15 protein-coding genes are annotated in these 15,683 nt (G+C 50.3%); 10 read left to right on the top strand and 5 right to left on the bottom strand.

From position 1 onward, the window contains the following. The first annotated feature begins 5 nt into the window (after positions 1 to 5). Both GC130_RS01290 and GC130_RS01285 read left to right on the top strand, forming a co-directional pair. On the top strand, positions 6 to 1,085 hold the full coding sequence (locus GC130_RS01290; RefSeq protein ID WP_151996428.1) for a prolipoprotein diacylglyceryl transferase: 1,080 nt from the start codon (positions 6 to 8) through the stop codon (positions 1,083 to 1,085). A 141-nt stretch (positions 1,086 to 1,226) separates the two neighbouring features. After that, entirely contained in the window at positions 1,227 to 2,597 is a 1,371-nt protein-coding gene (locus tag GC130_RS01285) for an AGE family epimerase/isomerase (RefSeq protein WP_151996427.1), read from the top strand. Between the two features lie 69 nt (positions 2,598 to 2,666). On the opposite strand, the gene GC130_RS01280 is transcribed toward GC130_RS01285, so the two are convergent. Then, the gene (locus GC130_RS01280) at positions 2,667 to 3,434 is read right to left on the bottom strand and encodes a DUF6503 family protein (RefSeq protein ID WP_226940358.1); all 768 of its coding nucleotides are present in this window, start codon (positions 3,432 to 3,434) and stop codon (positions 2,667 to 2,669) included. Between the two features lie 86 nt (positions 3,435 to 3,520). On the opposite strand from GC130_RS01280, the gene GC130_RS01275 reads away from it, so the two are divergent. Further along, entirely contained in the window at positions 3,521 to 4,336 is an 816-nt protein-coding gene (locus GC130_RS01275) for a sterol desaturase family protein (protein ID WP_151996426.1), read from the top strand. Here the strand turns inward: GC130_RS01275 and GC130_RS01270 are convergent. From GC130_RS01270 to GC130_RS01260, 3 genes are all read right to left on the bottom strand, one after another. Beyond that, positions 4,314 to 4,859: a hypothetical protein gene (locus tag GC130_RS01270; RefSeq protein WP_151996425.1), complete on the bottom strand. Its 546-nt coding sequence runs from the start codon at positions 4,857 to 4,859 to the stop codon at positions 4,314 to 4,316. The genes GC130_RS01275 and GC130_RS01270 overlap by 23 nt on opposite strands. A gap of 27 nt (positions 4,860 to 4,886) precedes the next feature. Further along, entirely contained in the window at positions 4,887 to 5,861 is a 975-nt protein-coding gene (gene corA, locus GC130_RS01265) for a magnesium/cobalt transporter CorA (RefSeq protein ID WP_193217723.1), read from the bottom strand. Positions 5,862 to 5,936: 75 nt separating this feature from the next. Beyond that, positions 5,937 to 6,446: a nuclear transport factor 2 family protein gene (locus GC130_RS01260; protein WP_151996423.1), complete on the bottom strand. Its 510-nt coding sequence runs from the start codon at positions 6,444 to 6,446 to the stop codon at positions 5,937 to 5,939. Between the two features lie 197 nt (positions 6,447 to 6,643). Between GC130_RS01260 and GC130_RS01255 the strand changes: the two genes are divergently transcribed. Further along, positions 6,644 to 7,081 (top strand): hypothetical protein, encoded by a 438-nt coding sequence (locus tag GC130_RS01255; protein WP_151996422.1) that lies wholly within the window; start codon positions 6,644 to 6,646, stop codon positions 7,079 to 7,081. A gap of 127 nt (positions 7,082 to 7,208) precedes the next feature. On the opposite strand, the gene GC130_RS01250 is transcribed toward GC130_RS01255, so the two are convergent. Further along, a complete protein-coding gene (locus GC130_RS01250) occupies positions 7,209 to 7,511 on the bottom strand; it encodes a hypothetical protein (RefSeq protein ID WP_151996421.1) in 303 nt (100 codons plus the stop codon). A 477-nt stretch (positions 7,512 to 7,988) separates the two neighbouring features. Between GC130_RS01250 and GC130_RS01245 the strand changes: the two genes are divergently transcribed. The 6 genes from GC130_RS01245 to GC130_RS28800 all read left to right on the top strand — a co-directional run bounded on the left by GC130_RS01245 (position 7,989) and on the right by GC130_RS28800 (position 15,638). Continuing rightward, positions 7,989 to 10,172: a T9SS type A sorting domain-containing protein gene (locus tag GC130_RS01245; RefSeq protein ID WP_151996420.1), complete on the top strand. Its 2,184-nt coding sequence runs from the start codon at positions 7,989 to 7,991 to the stop codon at positions 10,170 to 10,172. Further along, positions 10,169 to 10,567, top strand: a complete 399-nt coding sequence (locus GC130_RS01240; RefSeq protein WP_151996419.1) for a hypothetical protein — start codon at positions 10,169 to 10,171, stop codon at positions 10,565 to 10,567. Before GC130_RS01245 ends, GC130_RS01240 begins: the two co-directional genes overlap by 4 nt. Before the next feature lie 126 nt (positions 10,568 to 10,693). Continuing rightward, positions 10,694 to 11,023 carry a hypothetical protein gene (locus GC130_RS01235; protein ID WP_151996418.1) on the top strand — a complete coding sequence of 110 codons (330 nt, stop codon included), beginning with the start codon at positions 10,694 to 10,696 and terminating at the stop codon, positions 11,021 to 11,023. Between the two features lie 555 nt (positions 11,024 to 11,578). After that, positions 11,579 to 14,377, top strand: a complete 2,799-nt coding sequence (locus GC130_RS01230) for a DEAD/DEAH box helicase family protein (RefSeq protein ID WP_151996417.1) — start codon at positions 11,579 to 11,581, stop codon at positions 14,375 to 14,377. Between the two features lie 110 nt (positions 14,378 to 14,487). Then, the gene (locus GC130_RS01225) at positions 14,488 to 15,315 is read left to right on the top strand and encodes a KilA-N domain-containing protein (protein ID WP_151996416.1); all 828 of its coding nucleotides are present in this window, start codon (positions 14,488 to 14,490) and stop codon (positions 15,313 to 15,315) included. Next, positions 15,315 to 15,638 carry a type I restriction-modification system subunit M N-terminal domain-containing protein gene (locus GC130_RS28800; protein ID WP_201568628.1) on the top strand — a complete coding sequence of 108 codons (324 nt, stop codon included), beginning with the start codon at positions 15,315 to 15,317 and terminating at the stop codon, positions 15,636 to 15,638. The genes GC130_RS01225 and GC130_RS28800 overlap by 1 nt, the downstream gene beginning before the upstream one ends. The last annotated feature ends 45 nt before the right edge of the window (positions 15,639 to 15,683 follow it).

Raw genomic sequence — 15,683 nt, 5'->3', positions numbered from 1 at the left:
AAAGAATGCTATCATACCTTATTTGGAATCCCGATCCCGCAATTTTTAATATTGGAAGTTTTGATGTGCGCTGGTACGGATTGCTTTTCGCACTCGGCTTCATTGTAAGCCAGCAGGTGATGTACAAAGTGTTCAAGGCTGACGGCCGGGACGAGAAGGAAGTTGATACGCTTACCCTTTACATGGTGGTGGCGACGATAGTTGGTGCCAGACTGGGCCATGTGTTCTTTTATGACCCGATTGAGTATTTAAGTGACCCCATCAGAATTTTATATATCAGAGAAGGCGGACTTGCCAGCCACGGCGGGGCTATTGGTATTTTCATCGCCTTGTGGCTGTTTGCCAGAAAAATGAAGGGCATGTCGTACTATTGGATCCTCGATAGAGTGGCCATTGTAACGGCATTAACAGGTGCCTTTATCCGGTTCGGCAACTTTACCAATTCCGAAATTCTTGGCGAGCCAACAGAGTCCAATTACGGGGTTGTGTTTGCCACGCCGGCAGCAGATTTCCTCAAACAATACATCGTGCGGTCTGAGGAAATAGACATCAGTCGCACGACAAAGATCACCAGCGACGTGCCTGGCAGAGCGCCCATCGACGTGCTGGTGAAATACAACGAAGTGCCGGTAGACGAAGAGGTAACCCATAGCTTCTACCAAACTAAAATGCCGACCATTCTCGGCAACTCCGCTTATCTGGGCGAATACATTTGGCACAATCCCGGCGACGGCCTGAAATACGAACTCTACAAAGCCAATGGCACCACTTATGCTGAATTCTACACCTATGGCATTGTGCGGCATCCGGCTCAGCTTTATGAGTCCATTTTCTGCGTGTTTCTCACCATATTCCTCTACTATCTCTGGAGTAAGAAGAGAGCTAAAATGCCTGAAGGACTCCTTTTCGGCATATTCATGACACTACTCTTCACGTCCCGCTTTCTCATCGAATTCGTAAAAGTGTGGCAGGAAGAATTCAACAATCCGCTCCCCATCAACATGGGACAGATTCTCTCTATCCCCATGATAATGGCAGGACTTATAATTATTTGGAGCGTGACCAGGAAGAAGAAACTGACCTAGTATCCTCATCCTGAACCAAGGTCTGATTTTCCGATCCGCCTGACTATCGTCCGGCGGTGTATAATGCTTTTCGGGTGCGCACATATGCGCAATAGTCTTAGTATATTCACCTACCTAAGCAATACCCTGACTACTATGAAAATGAAAACCCATCTTCCCAAGGCACTGTTTGTCCCATTTTTTTCGCTCCTATGCGTGTATTCCTGCTCTTTCCCTGACCCTATCCAAAAAGAAAAACTTGAAATTGCTGATGCAATGGAGAAGTCGCTCACTACCGAGCTGCTCGACAAATGGTACCCCATGGATGTCGACAACGAAGACGGCGGGTTCTTGAGTAGCCTTACCTATGACTTCAAGCCGGGAGAAAACCAGGACAAAATGATTGTAACGCAGGCCAGGCATGTATGGACCAACGCCAAGGCTTTTCAGCGCTATCCTGAGAAGGCCTATTATAAAACGGGCGCTGAGCACGGCTTCAAATTCCTCCGGGACAAGATGTGGGACAAAGAAATGGGCGGCTTCTACCAGCTGGTAGACAAGCAGGGCAACCCCAAAACCATGGACAAAACGGCCTATGGCAATGCGTTTGGAATCTACGGCCTGGCCGCCTACTACATGGCCACCAAAGACGAAGAAGGCCTGGAGTTGGCGAAGAAAGCTTTCTACTGGCTGGAAGAGCACAGCCACGACCCCGATAAGCTCGGCTACTTCCAGCATCTGGAGCGTGATGGAACGCCGGTAGTTCGACCCGACACCATCGCTTCCACTTCCGACCTGGGCTACAAAGACCAGAACAGCAGCATTCATTTGCTGGAAGCAATGACAGAGCTCTACCAGGTGTGGCCCGATCCGCTGGTAAAAGAACGACTGGCGGAGCTGCTCTACCTGATTCGGGACACCATCACCAACCCCAAAGGCTATCTGGTGCTTTTCCTCACGCCGGACTGGCAGCCCGTTTCTTTCAAGGATTCTACGGAAGAGGTAATCCTTCGCCACCACAACCTCGACCATGTGTCGTTTGGTCACGATGTGGAAACAGCCTTCCTGATGCTGGAAGCAGAACATGTGCTGGGAGAGCACGACGATCCAAAAACCATGGCCATGGCTAAAACCATGGTGGATCATGCACTGAGCATTGGCTGGGACAATGAGGTCGGCGGCTTTTACGACGAAGGTTACTACTTCAAAGATGGCTTCCGCATTATCAGAGACACCAAAAACTGGTGGGCGCAAGCTGAAGGGCTTAATGCGCTGCTCATGATGTCACAGCTATTTCCTGAGGACGAGCACCAGTACTATGAAAAATTCAAGCTGTTGTGGTCATACGTTGATACCTACCTGATCGATCATGAAAATGGTGGCTGGTATTCTGGTGGCCTCGACAAGCAGCCCGACATGAAACCACGGGGCAAGGGAAATATCTGGAAATCTGCCTACCACAACTTCAGGGGAATGTCGAATTCAGTGGATATGCTGAGGGGGAGGAACTTGCTGGAATCAACGCAGCATTGAGATCAAACGGGCGCTTTTTCTAATAGCCCGGGGTTTAAACCCTGGGCTATTAGAAAAAGCTATCCATCATCATTTCAAACTCTCCAGTTTCTCATTCTCTATCCTGGACAGCTCTTTAAGCAAGCCCTTTTCAAGCTGGTCGTCCGTTTGGTGAACAGTAATTGTTGAATCGATCGGTGCGTAATTGATGTAATCCTGGAAAAGAATGCCGTCGACCGTCTGGCGGTTGTACGCCTCCCGGAAGCGGATGCCGGTTTCGTCGGTATTGTAGTAGTAAGCCAGGTAATCCAGCTGATAGGTGTCCTTGTCGAACCAGTAAATGAAGACATCTTCGAAGTCTTTCCCACCACCCTCCTGCTGAAATGTGATTTGCACTTTGTGGTAAGGCTTGCCTTTGATAGCCACCTGTCCAAGATATTTTTTTATCACTGCGGCGTCGTTGAGGCCGTAGGGCAGGAGAGCGAAATAGAGTACTGAGTTTACCGAGTTGGCATATTTGAACGCCCACTCGTCGGTAAGCTCCACGGTATCGCCATCTACCGTGCGGGTAAGCTGGGTGCTGTTGACGAGAATATCTTCCACATAGCCAATGGAGTCCTGCCACGACCGGGTGTAGACATACCGGTCAGGAAATCGTTCTACTGTATAGTGCTTTTCCCGAAAGTCGAAACCCACCGCAACAGATTCATAGGCAGTACCTCCATGCTTTGCGATAGCATTGTCCACGACCTCCTGGGCCTTTGGATCGGCGTTGGACTGCGCTTGTTCAACTTTGGTGGAACATGAGGTGACATATAATGTGATGATCAGGCTGACGGTTAGTATGTTTCTTGACATTCTTTTTTCTTTCTTAACGGAAACGTTCTGGGTCAAATTTAGTTAAGTAGTTATAGTCTTGCAGCAGACAAACAGTATTTCTTCCAATGGACGAACGACTTGAAATCATCGACTTTAGCCAAGCCAACGAGGTAATAAGTTTCACGCTATTATTATTCCTGATCGTTTTTATCCGCTATGTGATCGTCTCTGCTATCTTTTTTGGAGTCTTCTACCGATTGGGTGGGCAGAAGTTTGCCACCAGAAAAATTTCCACTGGCACCTGGAAGAAAGGTCAGTTCAAAAAAGAAATATTTTATTCGGCCCTCACCTCGTTTGTGTTTGCCCTCTCTGGCGTGGGCATGCTGTGGGCATGGCAAGCAGGGAAAACTACCATTTACACTGAGCTGTCGACCTACGGTTATTGGTATTTGCCAGTTAGTTTGGTCATCGCCCTGTTTGTACATGAAACCTACTACTACTGGGCGCACCGGCTTATGCACCTGCCCGGGCTGTTCAAAGCCGTTCACAAAACGCATCACGAAAGCCTGATTTCCTCTCCGTGGACTGCGTTCTCTTTTCATCCGTGGGAAAGTCTGCTGCAGGCCATCATTGTGCCGCTGATTGTGTGGTTTCTGCCCATGCACATCTATGTCATTCTTGCCATGTTGGTCATCATGACGGTGAGTGCAGTTGTGAACCATCTTGATATTGAGGTTTTTCCTGAGAATTTTGATGAGCATTGGCTGGGCAAATGGCTGATTGGCGCTACCCATCACAGCCTGCACCATTCGGAGTTCACCACCAATTATGGATTGTACTTCACCTTTTGGGACAAATGGATGAACACCGAAAGCGGCAAATACGAAAAGCTTTTCAGAGAAAAAACATCAAAAAAAACTAGCGTGGCCGCTCACCAATAAAGGTAACGCAGGGGAAGGAGTTCCACGAACACGGTTTGTGAAAAGTAACATTCAGTGGCTCATTGGCCTCCGCCAGCACCTCAAACACCAGGTTGGCTTCTGCCACCCATTTATCCAGGCAGGCCTTGTCGACAGCGGTATAATTCTCTGTCTTCTCAGCAAAATTGGACATCATGTAGTTGTACGAGGCTTTGTCCACTCTCTTCTCATCTACCATTACATAAAACCCTGGTTCCAGGCTAACCGAAAACTCCCCTCTTTCGTCCGCTGTCACCTCAGCCACCACTGGTGCCTCCGGGTTGTTGACCTTTCCGGACTTCAGGTAGATTACTTTCCCGGCAAGTGGTTTTGGTATTTTCATTTGGGCCAACCTGTCCTCGCTGGGCGCAGCTCCTCCGCAGTACGACTGCGTTTCGAATACTGTGCCGGTAACCACAACGGCATTTGATTGCTTTGCCGCTGGGCGTTTGCAACCAAAAACAGACAGCGCTAGCGCCAGGGAGAGAATTTTGAAGAATTGCATGGCCTCAAGATACTAAAATAGATCGCTTTACAACCACTTTTTGTGTTTCATGTACACCACCATCACCACGCTGCTCACAATCATAAAAGTCCACAGCATTGGGTAGCCATAGGGCGAATCAAGCTCAGGCATGTACTTAAAATTCATGCCGTACACCCCAGCGATAAAGGTGAGCGGAATGAAAATGGCGGCCACCACCGTCAGGGTTTTCATCACCTTGTTCATGTCGTTGCTGAGGTTGGACAGGTGCAGGTCCATGATGTCCTTCAGCATTTCACGGGAAGTTTCAAACGAGCTGATCAGGTAGTGGATGTGGTCGGCAACGTCCTGAAAATAATTCACAGAAGTTTTCTGGATGAAGTGAGAGCCCTCCACCCTCATCTTATTGAGTGCGTCCCGCAGCGGCAAGGTATATTTCCTCAGCGTGTTAATCTCCTTTTTGATTTCCATGATCTCCTCCACCACATGGAAAGAAGGGTCTTTGATAATTTCAGCTTCCAGCTTCTCTATTTTGTCACGCAACCGCTCCATAATGGTCATATAGTTGTCCACCACAGAGTCGATGATGTTGTAAAACAGGTAGTCGGCACCGTACTTTCTGATTCGCCCCTTAGCCAGTGCTATGCGGTTTCTTAGCTCATCAAACACGTCGCCGGGCAGCCCCTCCTGAAACGTGATGATGAGGTCTTCGCCCATCACAATGCTGAGGTGCTCCTGGGTTATTTTATTGGTCTCAGGGTTAAACACCAGCATTTTCAGAGTAAAGAAAAGGTACTTATCAAACACCTCGAACTTAGGCAGCTGTTCCAGGTTTTGAATATCTTCGGCCATCAGGTGGTGAATGCCGAAAAACTGGGCGGTGTCCTCTACCAGGATTTTATTAGTGATTTCCACATCAAACCAGTTGATGTGGTTGGGCTTCAAAAGCTTTGAAGCTTCGGCGGGACTAAGCCCGTCTCTCGTGGTGTAGCCCGGGTCGTTGTATTGTATAAGTGTGATCAAGGTTGGTGCAATTATGCTGTTAATTTACACCAACGTTTTGGAATCCGTGCTAGTCGCTACTCCCCCGGAAGGAATTTATTTTTGCGCACTTTGAAGAGGATGGCATTTATAGAATTGACTATCAGAAAAGTTGTCAAGTACCTCATCCTCATCTATATATATTTTCCATTCCCCGTCAACCCGTTTGAGGGTAGCATGAAACATACCGTAAAGCACCTGAGGGGGGCTTTGGGGCTTGTGCAGGCTGACACGATAATAACCGACCTCATAGGCTATGGCACCTTCCACCAGCCGGTCAATAAACCGAATCTCCAGGTTTCTCTCCCAGTCTTTCGATTGAGAAATAGAGTTACGTCGGTACTCATTTTTCCGGTAGGCAGTACCTACCATGATCTGACTACTTTCCCTTTTCACCCTGATTACGTCCGGTGTGTGCAAAGCCATGAAGGCCCGGGTGTTAAACTCATTGTAGGCCTTGATATAGGGTATCCACAACTGTTCATCAATTTGCTCAAATACTCTGTCCTGCTGCCCCCAAACCTCAACGGACAGCAAACACAGAAAGACCAATACCGTCCTCTTCATTCTTTCCTCCTTCTTCTGCCTGTGTGTTCTACAACACTTAAAGGACGTAAAGCCAGCACAATACAACCCATCGGACTGGGGTGAATTTTAGGGGGATATGTAGAAAAGAGGAGTTGAAAGCTGAGGAATTGAGGATTCGAATTGACGTTGGACTCCCGGGTCTCAACGCACCTTGTACGGATATAACAAAACGCCTTTTGGGGTCTCTCGCAGAGGACTCTGAAAGGGCGTTTTACCATGGTTTGGATGGGGCTTCACCACCATCCTGTTTTGATTACGCCCTTTCAGGGCTTGCTGCCTTAGGCACGCTGCAAGTGCCGTCAAACGCCGGGTTACCAACCTTCGTGTCTTCGTGGCTCCAGAAATGGTCGTGGTCGTTAAGGTGCCATGTCTTCACGCACCTTGTACGGATGGAACAAAACGCCTTTTGGGGTCTCTCGCAGAGGACCCTGAAAGAGCGTTTCACCCTTGTGCGGATGGGGCTCCACCGCCATCCTTTTGATATCACGCCCCTACAGGGGTGCCCGGCTCAGGGCTTGCAAGTGTCGGTACGGCCACTAGCCACTCCTGAAAGAGCCATCAAACACCGGGTTACCAACCTTTGCACCTTTAATTCTTCGTGGCCACCAAACTGATGGTTCAGGTGCCGTGTCTTCACGCACCTTTTTCTGGATGGGGCCTCACCGCCATCCTTTTGTTATCACGCCCCTTCAGGGCTGGCAGGTAGGGGTGCCCGTTTAACGGCGCCCGGCTTTAGGGGCTTCAGTCTCCAAAACGGGGATCGACCACCACAACGCTCATCAGACTCGACGACGGGACTTCATCGCCACTAAGACACAAAGAATGCACAAACCACTCACCTCCTTTTGGGGTCTCTCGCAGAGGACCCTGAAAGAGCGTTTTACCCTTGTCAGGATGGGGCTCCACCGCCATCCTGTTTTGATTACGCCCCTTCAGGGCTTGCTTGCAGGTGTCGGTACGGCCACTAGCCACGCTGCAAGTGCCGTCAGACACCGGGTCACCTTTGGGACTTCGTGGCCACCAAACTGATGGTTCAGGTGCCATGTCTTCACGCACCTTTTTCTGGATGGGGCCTCACCGCCATCCTTTTGTTATCATGGCTTGCAGGTGTCGGTACAGCCTCTAGCCAACAAAACTCCTTTTGAGGTCTCTCGCAGAGGACCCTGAAAAGGGCGTTTTACCCTTGTTCGGATGGGGTCTCTCGCAGAGGATCCTGAAAGAGCGTTTTACCCTTGTACGGGGCATCATTTTACCACCATCGCTCGCCCACCGTAACCCTCAGCGTAGGTGGGCGGCTGACGGCTCCAACGCTACTGGCCCCTTGCCGTACCGACGCCTCCTTCCAGCTCCTGTCTTCGGTCTTCCGCCTCCTATCCGAACGTCCGAACATCTGAGTGTCTGAATATCCGAACGTCTGATCGTCCACATACCTGCCTCCCACTTTCCCACCCCTCCCTTTCTTTTAAAACTAATTCCTCCCCATTTTTGTCTTAACCAAAAGCAAACTCACTCAAAACCCTTTTGCGCCTCAGCCTTCTCCATATCATACTCATTGCCATTTTAACCCTGGCAGAAACTGTCACCGCCCAGGACATCCCTGTATTCCGGTCGACGGAGGATCTCACGCTGTCCACCATTGGCATTCAGCTGCGCCAGCCCTTCGCTGGTGGCATGCACTCCGGGCAGTTTTTTATGTTTGATGCCAATGCCGATGGCGACGAAGACCTCGTCGTTTTCGACCGGGCCGGCGACGTTATTAAAGTGTTCACTACCGAAGCCGGGCAGCATGTGTACCAGCCCGACCTTGCTCAGTTTTTCCCATCCGACCTTGAGAACTGGATCATTCTGGTCGACTACAATTGCGACGGTCAAAAAGACCTGTTTACCTATTCCTCGTTCGGTGTGCGGATTTTCGTTAACACCTCCAACGCCGGCGAGTACCCTGCCTGGGAGCTCACCGAAGATCCGCTCTTCACAAAGTCGGGTAACAACACCGTGAACCTCCTGGTCAATCCGTCCGATATCCCTTCCATTCAGGACATCGATGGCGACGGTGATGTCGACATCCTTGCCTTCAACTTCAGCTCCGGGCAAACGGCCGAGCTGTATGAAAACCGTAGCGTAGACAACACAGGCAACTGCGGTCTCGACTACGTACGTACTAACCAGCGCTGGGGCGGCTTTTCTGAGTGCAACTGCGGCAACTATCAGTTCGATCCTTTTACCTGCGCCGACCCGTCCAGCAGGACGATGCACATCGAAGGAAAGGCCTTCCTTGTTGCCGATATCAACGGCGACGGGAAACTGGATGCGCTCATTGGCCAGGAGACCTGCGACGGATTGACCTACCTGATCAACCAGGGTACCGATGCCGACCCCAGCTTCGTGGAGCGGAACCTGTACCTCCCCGATTTCTCGCCAAGCCAGGGTGCCTTTTTCCCCTCTATTTTTCTCGCCGACTTCAACAAAGACGGCCAGGCCGACCTGATCCTCTCCTCGAATCACCGGGAAGACCTGACCGGCCTCGATTATAGGCAGTCGAGCTTTCTGCTTGCCAACAACGGCACCAGCGCAGCGCCTGACTTTGCCGCTCCGGAGCCTTTTTTGCAAAATGAAATGTTTGATGCGGGCGAAAATGCAGTGCCCGTTGCCTATGACGCCACCGGAGATGGGCGACCCGATCTGCTCATTGCGAACAAGGGGCTGCCAGCCCTGGACGGCAGTTTCCGGTCAACCATCACACTGCTCCAAAACAAAGGCAATGGCAGCTTTGAGCAAAGCACCTCCGATTGGATGGCCCTCAGCCAGCTGGGCGTCACCAACCTCAGCTTTCAGATGGTGGACATGAACGGTGATGGTAACGCCGACATGGTGCTCAAAGGATATGGCCTCAATACTTTCGGCCTCAAAATCTTCTGGATTCCCAATCAGGACAACACCTTCAGCGCTTCAGCAGCCCTGCCGCTCCCCATTGAAATCAACGCCACCGACTACCCCTATTTCTACGACATCAACGGCAATGGCAGACTGGACCTGCTCCTGGGCCAAAGCAACGGCCGTCTCTCGCTGTGGCTCAACAGCGGCACCAATACCGCCCCTGGCTTCAACACCAAAACCGACGCCTACCTGGGCATCGACCGCACCCCCGACCGCACCTTTCTCGTGCCCATGGTGGTCAATGAAGACGGCAACGGCTCGCCCGACCTCCTCCTGGCCGACAACTCAGGCGGACTGCGGCTAATTCACGACTTTACCTCGCCAAACACTTCTGCACCAGACGTTATCCAGCTCTACAATGCCACCCTCGACGCTACCCAGCCACTGAAAGCCGGACGCAGACTGTGGCCAGCCCTCGCCGACCTCACCGGCGACAATGCCAACGAATTGATCATCGGCACTGCCCAGGGCGGTCTCTTGGCCTTCATCGCCACCAACGAGCAGGGCAATCCCGGTGAGGAAGTAAAGCTTCAGGTCAACCTATACCCAAACCCGCTTGAAACACTCCGAACGCTCCGGGTAACCACCAACCTTGATGCTGTAGGTATACTTTACAATGTGTCGGGCCAGCGATTAAGTGGGGAGCTGTCATTCAGCCGCACTGCCACGGCGGAAATCGACCTGGGCAACTTTCCTACTGGCCTCTACTTCCTAAGGGTCCGATCCGGCAGCCAGGCCATTACCAAACGCATCATTGTAGGGCCATGACGAAAGCACTGTTTTACATTCAGCTGGGCACCAGGGAGCAAATCGGCTTCGGCCACCCCTTTGGCCCGTTGCCAGCATGGCAGGTGTACGACCTCGACAACCATGCTGACGCTACCACACTAAAATATGCCGACCGTTTACTCGGTCAAGCCGAAGAAGTAGTGCTGGTATTCAAACAACACGGGCCATACCAATCCCTGGGTGGCGTCACCGGTTTTCTCGAAAGCGTGATGCGAAGTAAGAAGGCAAACCCAACCGCCTACTCGTTGGGGCCGGTGATGTTGCCCGTTCTTGTCAATAAAAGGTTTGGGGTGCAGGAAAAGGATATTAAAAGCATAAAAGCACTGCTCAACAAACCTTTCCAACCGCCGCAAGACGCACCGCCCGCCCCTTAAAATAAAGGCTGCAGCGCTGATTTTTGCAATAAGTAAAAGAATGGTACATCTGTAGAAAGTACAGCACTTCTCCGAAAAAGGCCGGAACGAGGCGTGTTACCTTTGTCTAACACCAAAGTAAAGCACATGAAATCGGCCATTCTCTTATCCGTACTACTTATCTCTTCGCAGTTGTCATTCGGCCAGAACATGGCTGCCGAAGCAGTCCAACCCGATGCTCTACCCGTGGCTCCCCATACCAGCGACACTGCCGCCCGGGAAGATAACCAGAGCACAAACACTATCGCTTACAGCCCCACAAGCACGCCGGACAAGGCAACTGCCGAAGAAACCGTCACCCTAAGCCGCCAGGGAAAACGAAGGGCCATTCAAACACAGGAACGCTACGCCATCGCCCACCCTAAGACTTCAAAGAAAAAAAACAGGAAGAAGAAAAAGCAAGGAGCGATAAGATAACCCCTTTGCTGGTTGATCGATTACCCGTCGATTGCTGCTGCCCTTAAAAATAGCCGTCCATTATCACTCATTCGGAGCCTAATCCCTTCGAAGCTCTGACCACCACTCATCCAACAAATACCTCAATTGCTTTGGGCGTGCCCCCTTGCCGCCGGAGCGTTGCTACTCACCTGATAAACTACTTCGGCGGCAGGGGTCGGGCCTTCACCAGTCGCCGGCCAGCGCACAAAAACCCCACAGCGGGCTCCAACAATGGCTCTGTCCCTCACGCAAGGAGGCAACCGTCAATCGAAGCACCTATCACCACCCGAGTCGTCACTTCGCAGCGTAGCGGAGAAGTCTCCTGATTCCGAAGCCTAATCCTCCGAAGCAACCATTCCCACTCACCCGTCACTTTCCATACTAAGGCATTTAATAAGTATTGAGAATGCAGTAAAACGCAAACAAAGCAGTAATATCATAACAGAAATTCATTAATATTATGAACGTATAAATTACAGAAAGGGCATAAAACCGCTCAAATCGTAGAGATTCCCCTTAGAATACTTTTTCACCTTGAAAAACGAAAAGGCAACACGAATAGAAATAATCGACAACCGGCTTAAATCGGCTGGCTGGAATGTTGCTGATCGAACCCAGGTAGTTGAGGAGTTTGACATCATCGTCGACCCTAACCTGGTGGCAGAAGCCCCAACGCCTTACGGAGGCCGCCAATTCAGCGACTACGTTTTGCTTGGAAAAGACGGGAAAGCCCTCGCCGTGGTAGAAGCCAAAAAGACCTCTGCCGACGCAGCCATTGGCAGAGAGCAAGCCAAACAGTACTGCTACAACATCCAGGCTAATCAAGGAGGCGACTTGCCATTCTGCTTTTATACCAACGGGCACGAAATTCACTTCTGGGATCTGGAAAACTACCCGCCAAGAAAAGTGCATGGCTTTCCCACAAGGGAAGACCTCGAACGATACAGCTATGTGCGAAAAGCCAGAAAGCCGCTGTCGGGCGAGCTGATCAACACAAGGATCGCTGGCCGTGACTACCAAATCAGGGCCATCCGAGCGGTGATGGAAGACATCGAAAAGAAACGCAGAAAGTTCCTTCTGGTGATGGCCACAGGCACCGGCAAAACCCGAACCTGCATTGCCCTTGTTGAGGCACTTATGCGGGCAGGATGGGCCGAAAGAGTGCTGTTTTTGGTGGACAGAATTGCCCTAAGAGACCAGGCCCTGGAGGCCTTCAAAGAGCATTTGCCCAACGAACCCAGGTGGCCAAAGCAAGGAGAAAAGGACATGGTGAAGGATCGGCGGATTTATGTGGCTACTTATCCGACCATGTTGAACGTCATTCGTAACGAAGAAACAAGCCTGTCCCCACACTTCTTTGACCTGATTGTGATCGACGAAAGCCACCGAAGTATTTATAATACCTACCATGAGGTGCTCGACTACTTCAATACCATTACCCTCGGCCTGACAGCCACGCCCACAGACGTCATAGACCACAACACCTTCGACTTGCTCAATTGCGACGATGGCGTGCCCACCTTTGCCTATTCCTACGAAGAAGCGGTCAACAACATTCCTCCCTACCTGTCGAGTTTTCAGGTGATGAAAATTAAGACAAGGTTCCAGGAAGAAGGCATCAGCAAGCGTACGATTTCACTGGAAGACCAAAAACGGCTGATACTGGAAGGAAAAGAAATTGCGGAAATCAACTATGAAGGAACCGACCTCGAAAAGAGCGTCATCAACAAAGGCACCAATGCGCTGATTGTGAAGGAGTTTATGGAAGAGTGCATCAAAGACCCCAACGGTGTGCTCCCTGGCAAAACGATCTTCTTCTGCGCCAGCAAGGCCCACGCACGACGACTGGAACAAATCTTCGACTCGCTCTATCCTGAATACAATGGAGAGCTGGCAAAAGTGCTCGTGTCGGAAGACCCCAGGGTATATGGCAAAGGGGGGCTGCTGGCTCAGTTCACCCACAACGACATGCCGAGGGTGGCCATTAGTGTCGACATGCTCGACACGGGCATTGATGTGCGTGAGCTGGTGAACCTGGTTTTTGCGAAGCCTGTCTTTTCCTACACCAAATTCTGGCAAATGATTGGCCGGGGCACACGCTTGCTGGAGCCCTCCAAAATAAAGCCCTGGTGCCCGGAGAAAGACGTCTTTTTGATATTGGACTGCTGGGACAACTTTGAGTACTTCAAGCTCAACCCCAAGGGGAAAGAATTGCAAGCCCAGATTCCCGTGCCGGTAAAACTGTTTGGGCTGAGATTGGATAAAATTGAGAAGGCGGCAGAGGTGGGAAGAGAAGAAATTGCGAACGCTGAAATCGTGAAACTCAGGCGGCAGATTGAGTCGCTGCCTGCCAACTCAGTTGTCATTATGGAGGCCCGGCACGAGCTTCAGCGATTGGAAGATGAGAATTTCTGGGTAAAGCTGACAGAGGAAAAGATCGACTTCCTTAGAGCGGTAGTGAAACCCCTGATGCGCACCATTTCAGGTGAGGATTTTAAAGCCATGCGGTTCGAAAAAGATGTGGTCGAGGTTTCATTTGTAGGATTGACCGACGACAAACAAAAGTTCGACACGCTGAAAGCCAGCCTGATAGAAAAAATTTCGGAGCTGCCGCTGTCAGTCAACATTGTGGCCAGGGAAAGAGACATCATTACCCAGTCCCAAAGCAATAAATTCTGGTCGGCTATTTCGGAAGAAAAGTATGACCAGCTGATTGAGAAGCTCAGCCCGCTCATGAAGTTTATCGACTCCAGGATTTCGCCTTTGGGGCCAGCTAAGTTTGACTTTGCTGATATCACTGCCAAAAAAGAGTTTGTGGAGTTTGGCCCTCAAAATGAAGCGATCAGCATTGCAAAATACCGTGAGCTGGTGGAGGAAAAGATCAAAGAATTAATTTCCGTTAACCCCATCTTGCAGAAGATCCAAAATGGCGAACCTATCACGGAGGAAGAAGCCACCGAGCTCGCCACCGAACTGCACGAGGAAAACCCCCACATCACCATCGACCTGCTAAGGAGGGTGTACAATCACCGCAAGGCGCAATTCATTCAGTTTATCCGCCACATTCTCGGCATTGAGGTGCTCGAAAGCTTCCCTGAAACAGTGGCCAAGTCTTTCGATGCGTTCGTTCAAAACCACAGCTACCTTACCGGCAGACAACTGCAGTTTTTGGATTTATTAAAAGGGTTTATTCTGGAAAAGGGAGCGTTGAACAAAAGGAATCTGATCGAATCGCCCTTCACCATGATTCACCCCGAGGGGATCAGGGGTGTATTCAGCCCTCAGGAGATCAACGAGATACTGGTGTTAACCGAAAAAATATTGGCAGCATAATGGTAAAGACAACAACTTTTGACTTTATGCACCATGAAGCAACTCGACAATCCTGAATTTTAATTACACCGAATTCGGTGTAATTAAAATTCAGATGAGCATCTATTGATATGCCGAAGAATAAAACAATCGAAGTACAAAACATTAAAGTAGCAGTTACTTCCTTTAACGAAGAGGATTACATCTGCCTGACCGATATGGCCCAGGCAAAACTGGATGCTTCCCGTGCGGCTGACGTGATCAAGAACTGGATACGCACCCGCACCACGCTCGAGTTTTTGGGCACCTGGGAGAAGATTTACAATCCCAATTTTAAAGTGGTCGAATTTGACCACTTTAAATCGCAGGCAGGCTTACCTGCTTTTGTGTTGAGCCCTTCGCTATGGGTAGAAAAGACCAATGCTACAGGCATTTTTTCAAAAGCTGGTCGCTATGGAGGCACCTATGCGCACAAAGACATCGCTTTTGAGTTTGGCTCGGCTATTAGTGCAGAATTCAAGCTATATTTGATTAAAGAATTCCAGCGCCTCAAAGAAGAAGAAAGTGACAGGCTCAAGCTCCAATGGAACTTCCAGCGCACCCTGGCCAAAGTCAACTACCATATCCATACCGATGCGGTAAAGGAAAAGCTGATTCCAGAAAGCCTGTCGAAAGCCCAAATCAACTTTATTTACGCCAGCGAGGCCGACCTGCTCAATATGGCCCTCTTTGGCAAAACGGCCAGGCAGTGGAGAGAAGAAAATCCGGAGACAGAAGGTAATATCAGAGACCAGGCCACTATTGAACAATTGGTGGTACTTTCGAACCTCGAAAGTATCAACGCCATGCTCATTCACCAGCAGTTGCCGCCCACTGAGCGGCTTACCCAACTTAACCAAATAGCCATCACACAGATGACTTCACTCGTCAACGCCAAGCCCATTAAGCACCTGAAATAATGCTACAAAACAATTCGCAGCTCAAATCCCTCATCGACAAACTCTGGCAAAACTTCTGGGAAGGAGGCATTGCCAATCCCTTAACGGCCATTGAGCAAATCACCTACCTCATTTTCATGAAGCGGCTCGACGATTTGGAAGCCAAGCGTGAAAGAGATGCCGAGTTCACCGGTGAAACGTATACACCCCGCTTTGCAGGCACATTCAATATTCCAGGCAGCAACGACAGCATTGACAAGCAGGAGCTGCGCTGGTCGGTGTTCAAGCACAAGCCTGCCGACGAAATGCTGCTGCATGTGCAAACCAAAGTTTTCCCTTCCTGAAAACCATCCAGGGCGGTGCCTCGGGCGAGGGGCTTTTCACCAAAC

The organism is Imperialibacter sp. EC-SDR9, assembly GCF_902498805.1.
In the GTDB taxonomy this organism is placed as follows: domain Bacteria; phylum Bacteroidota; class Bacteroidia; order Cytophagales; family Cyclobacteriaceae; genus Imperialibacter.
Note: the sequence above shows the minus strand (reverse complement) of the source record. Positions and strands in the feature narration are given on the sequence as shown.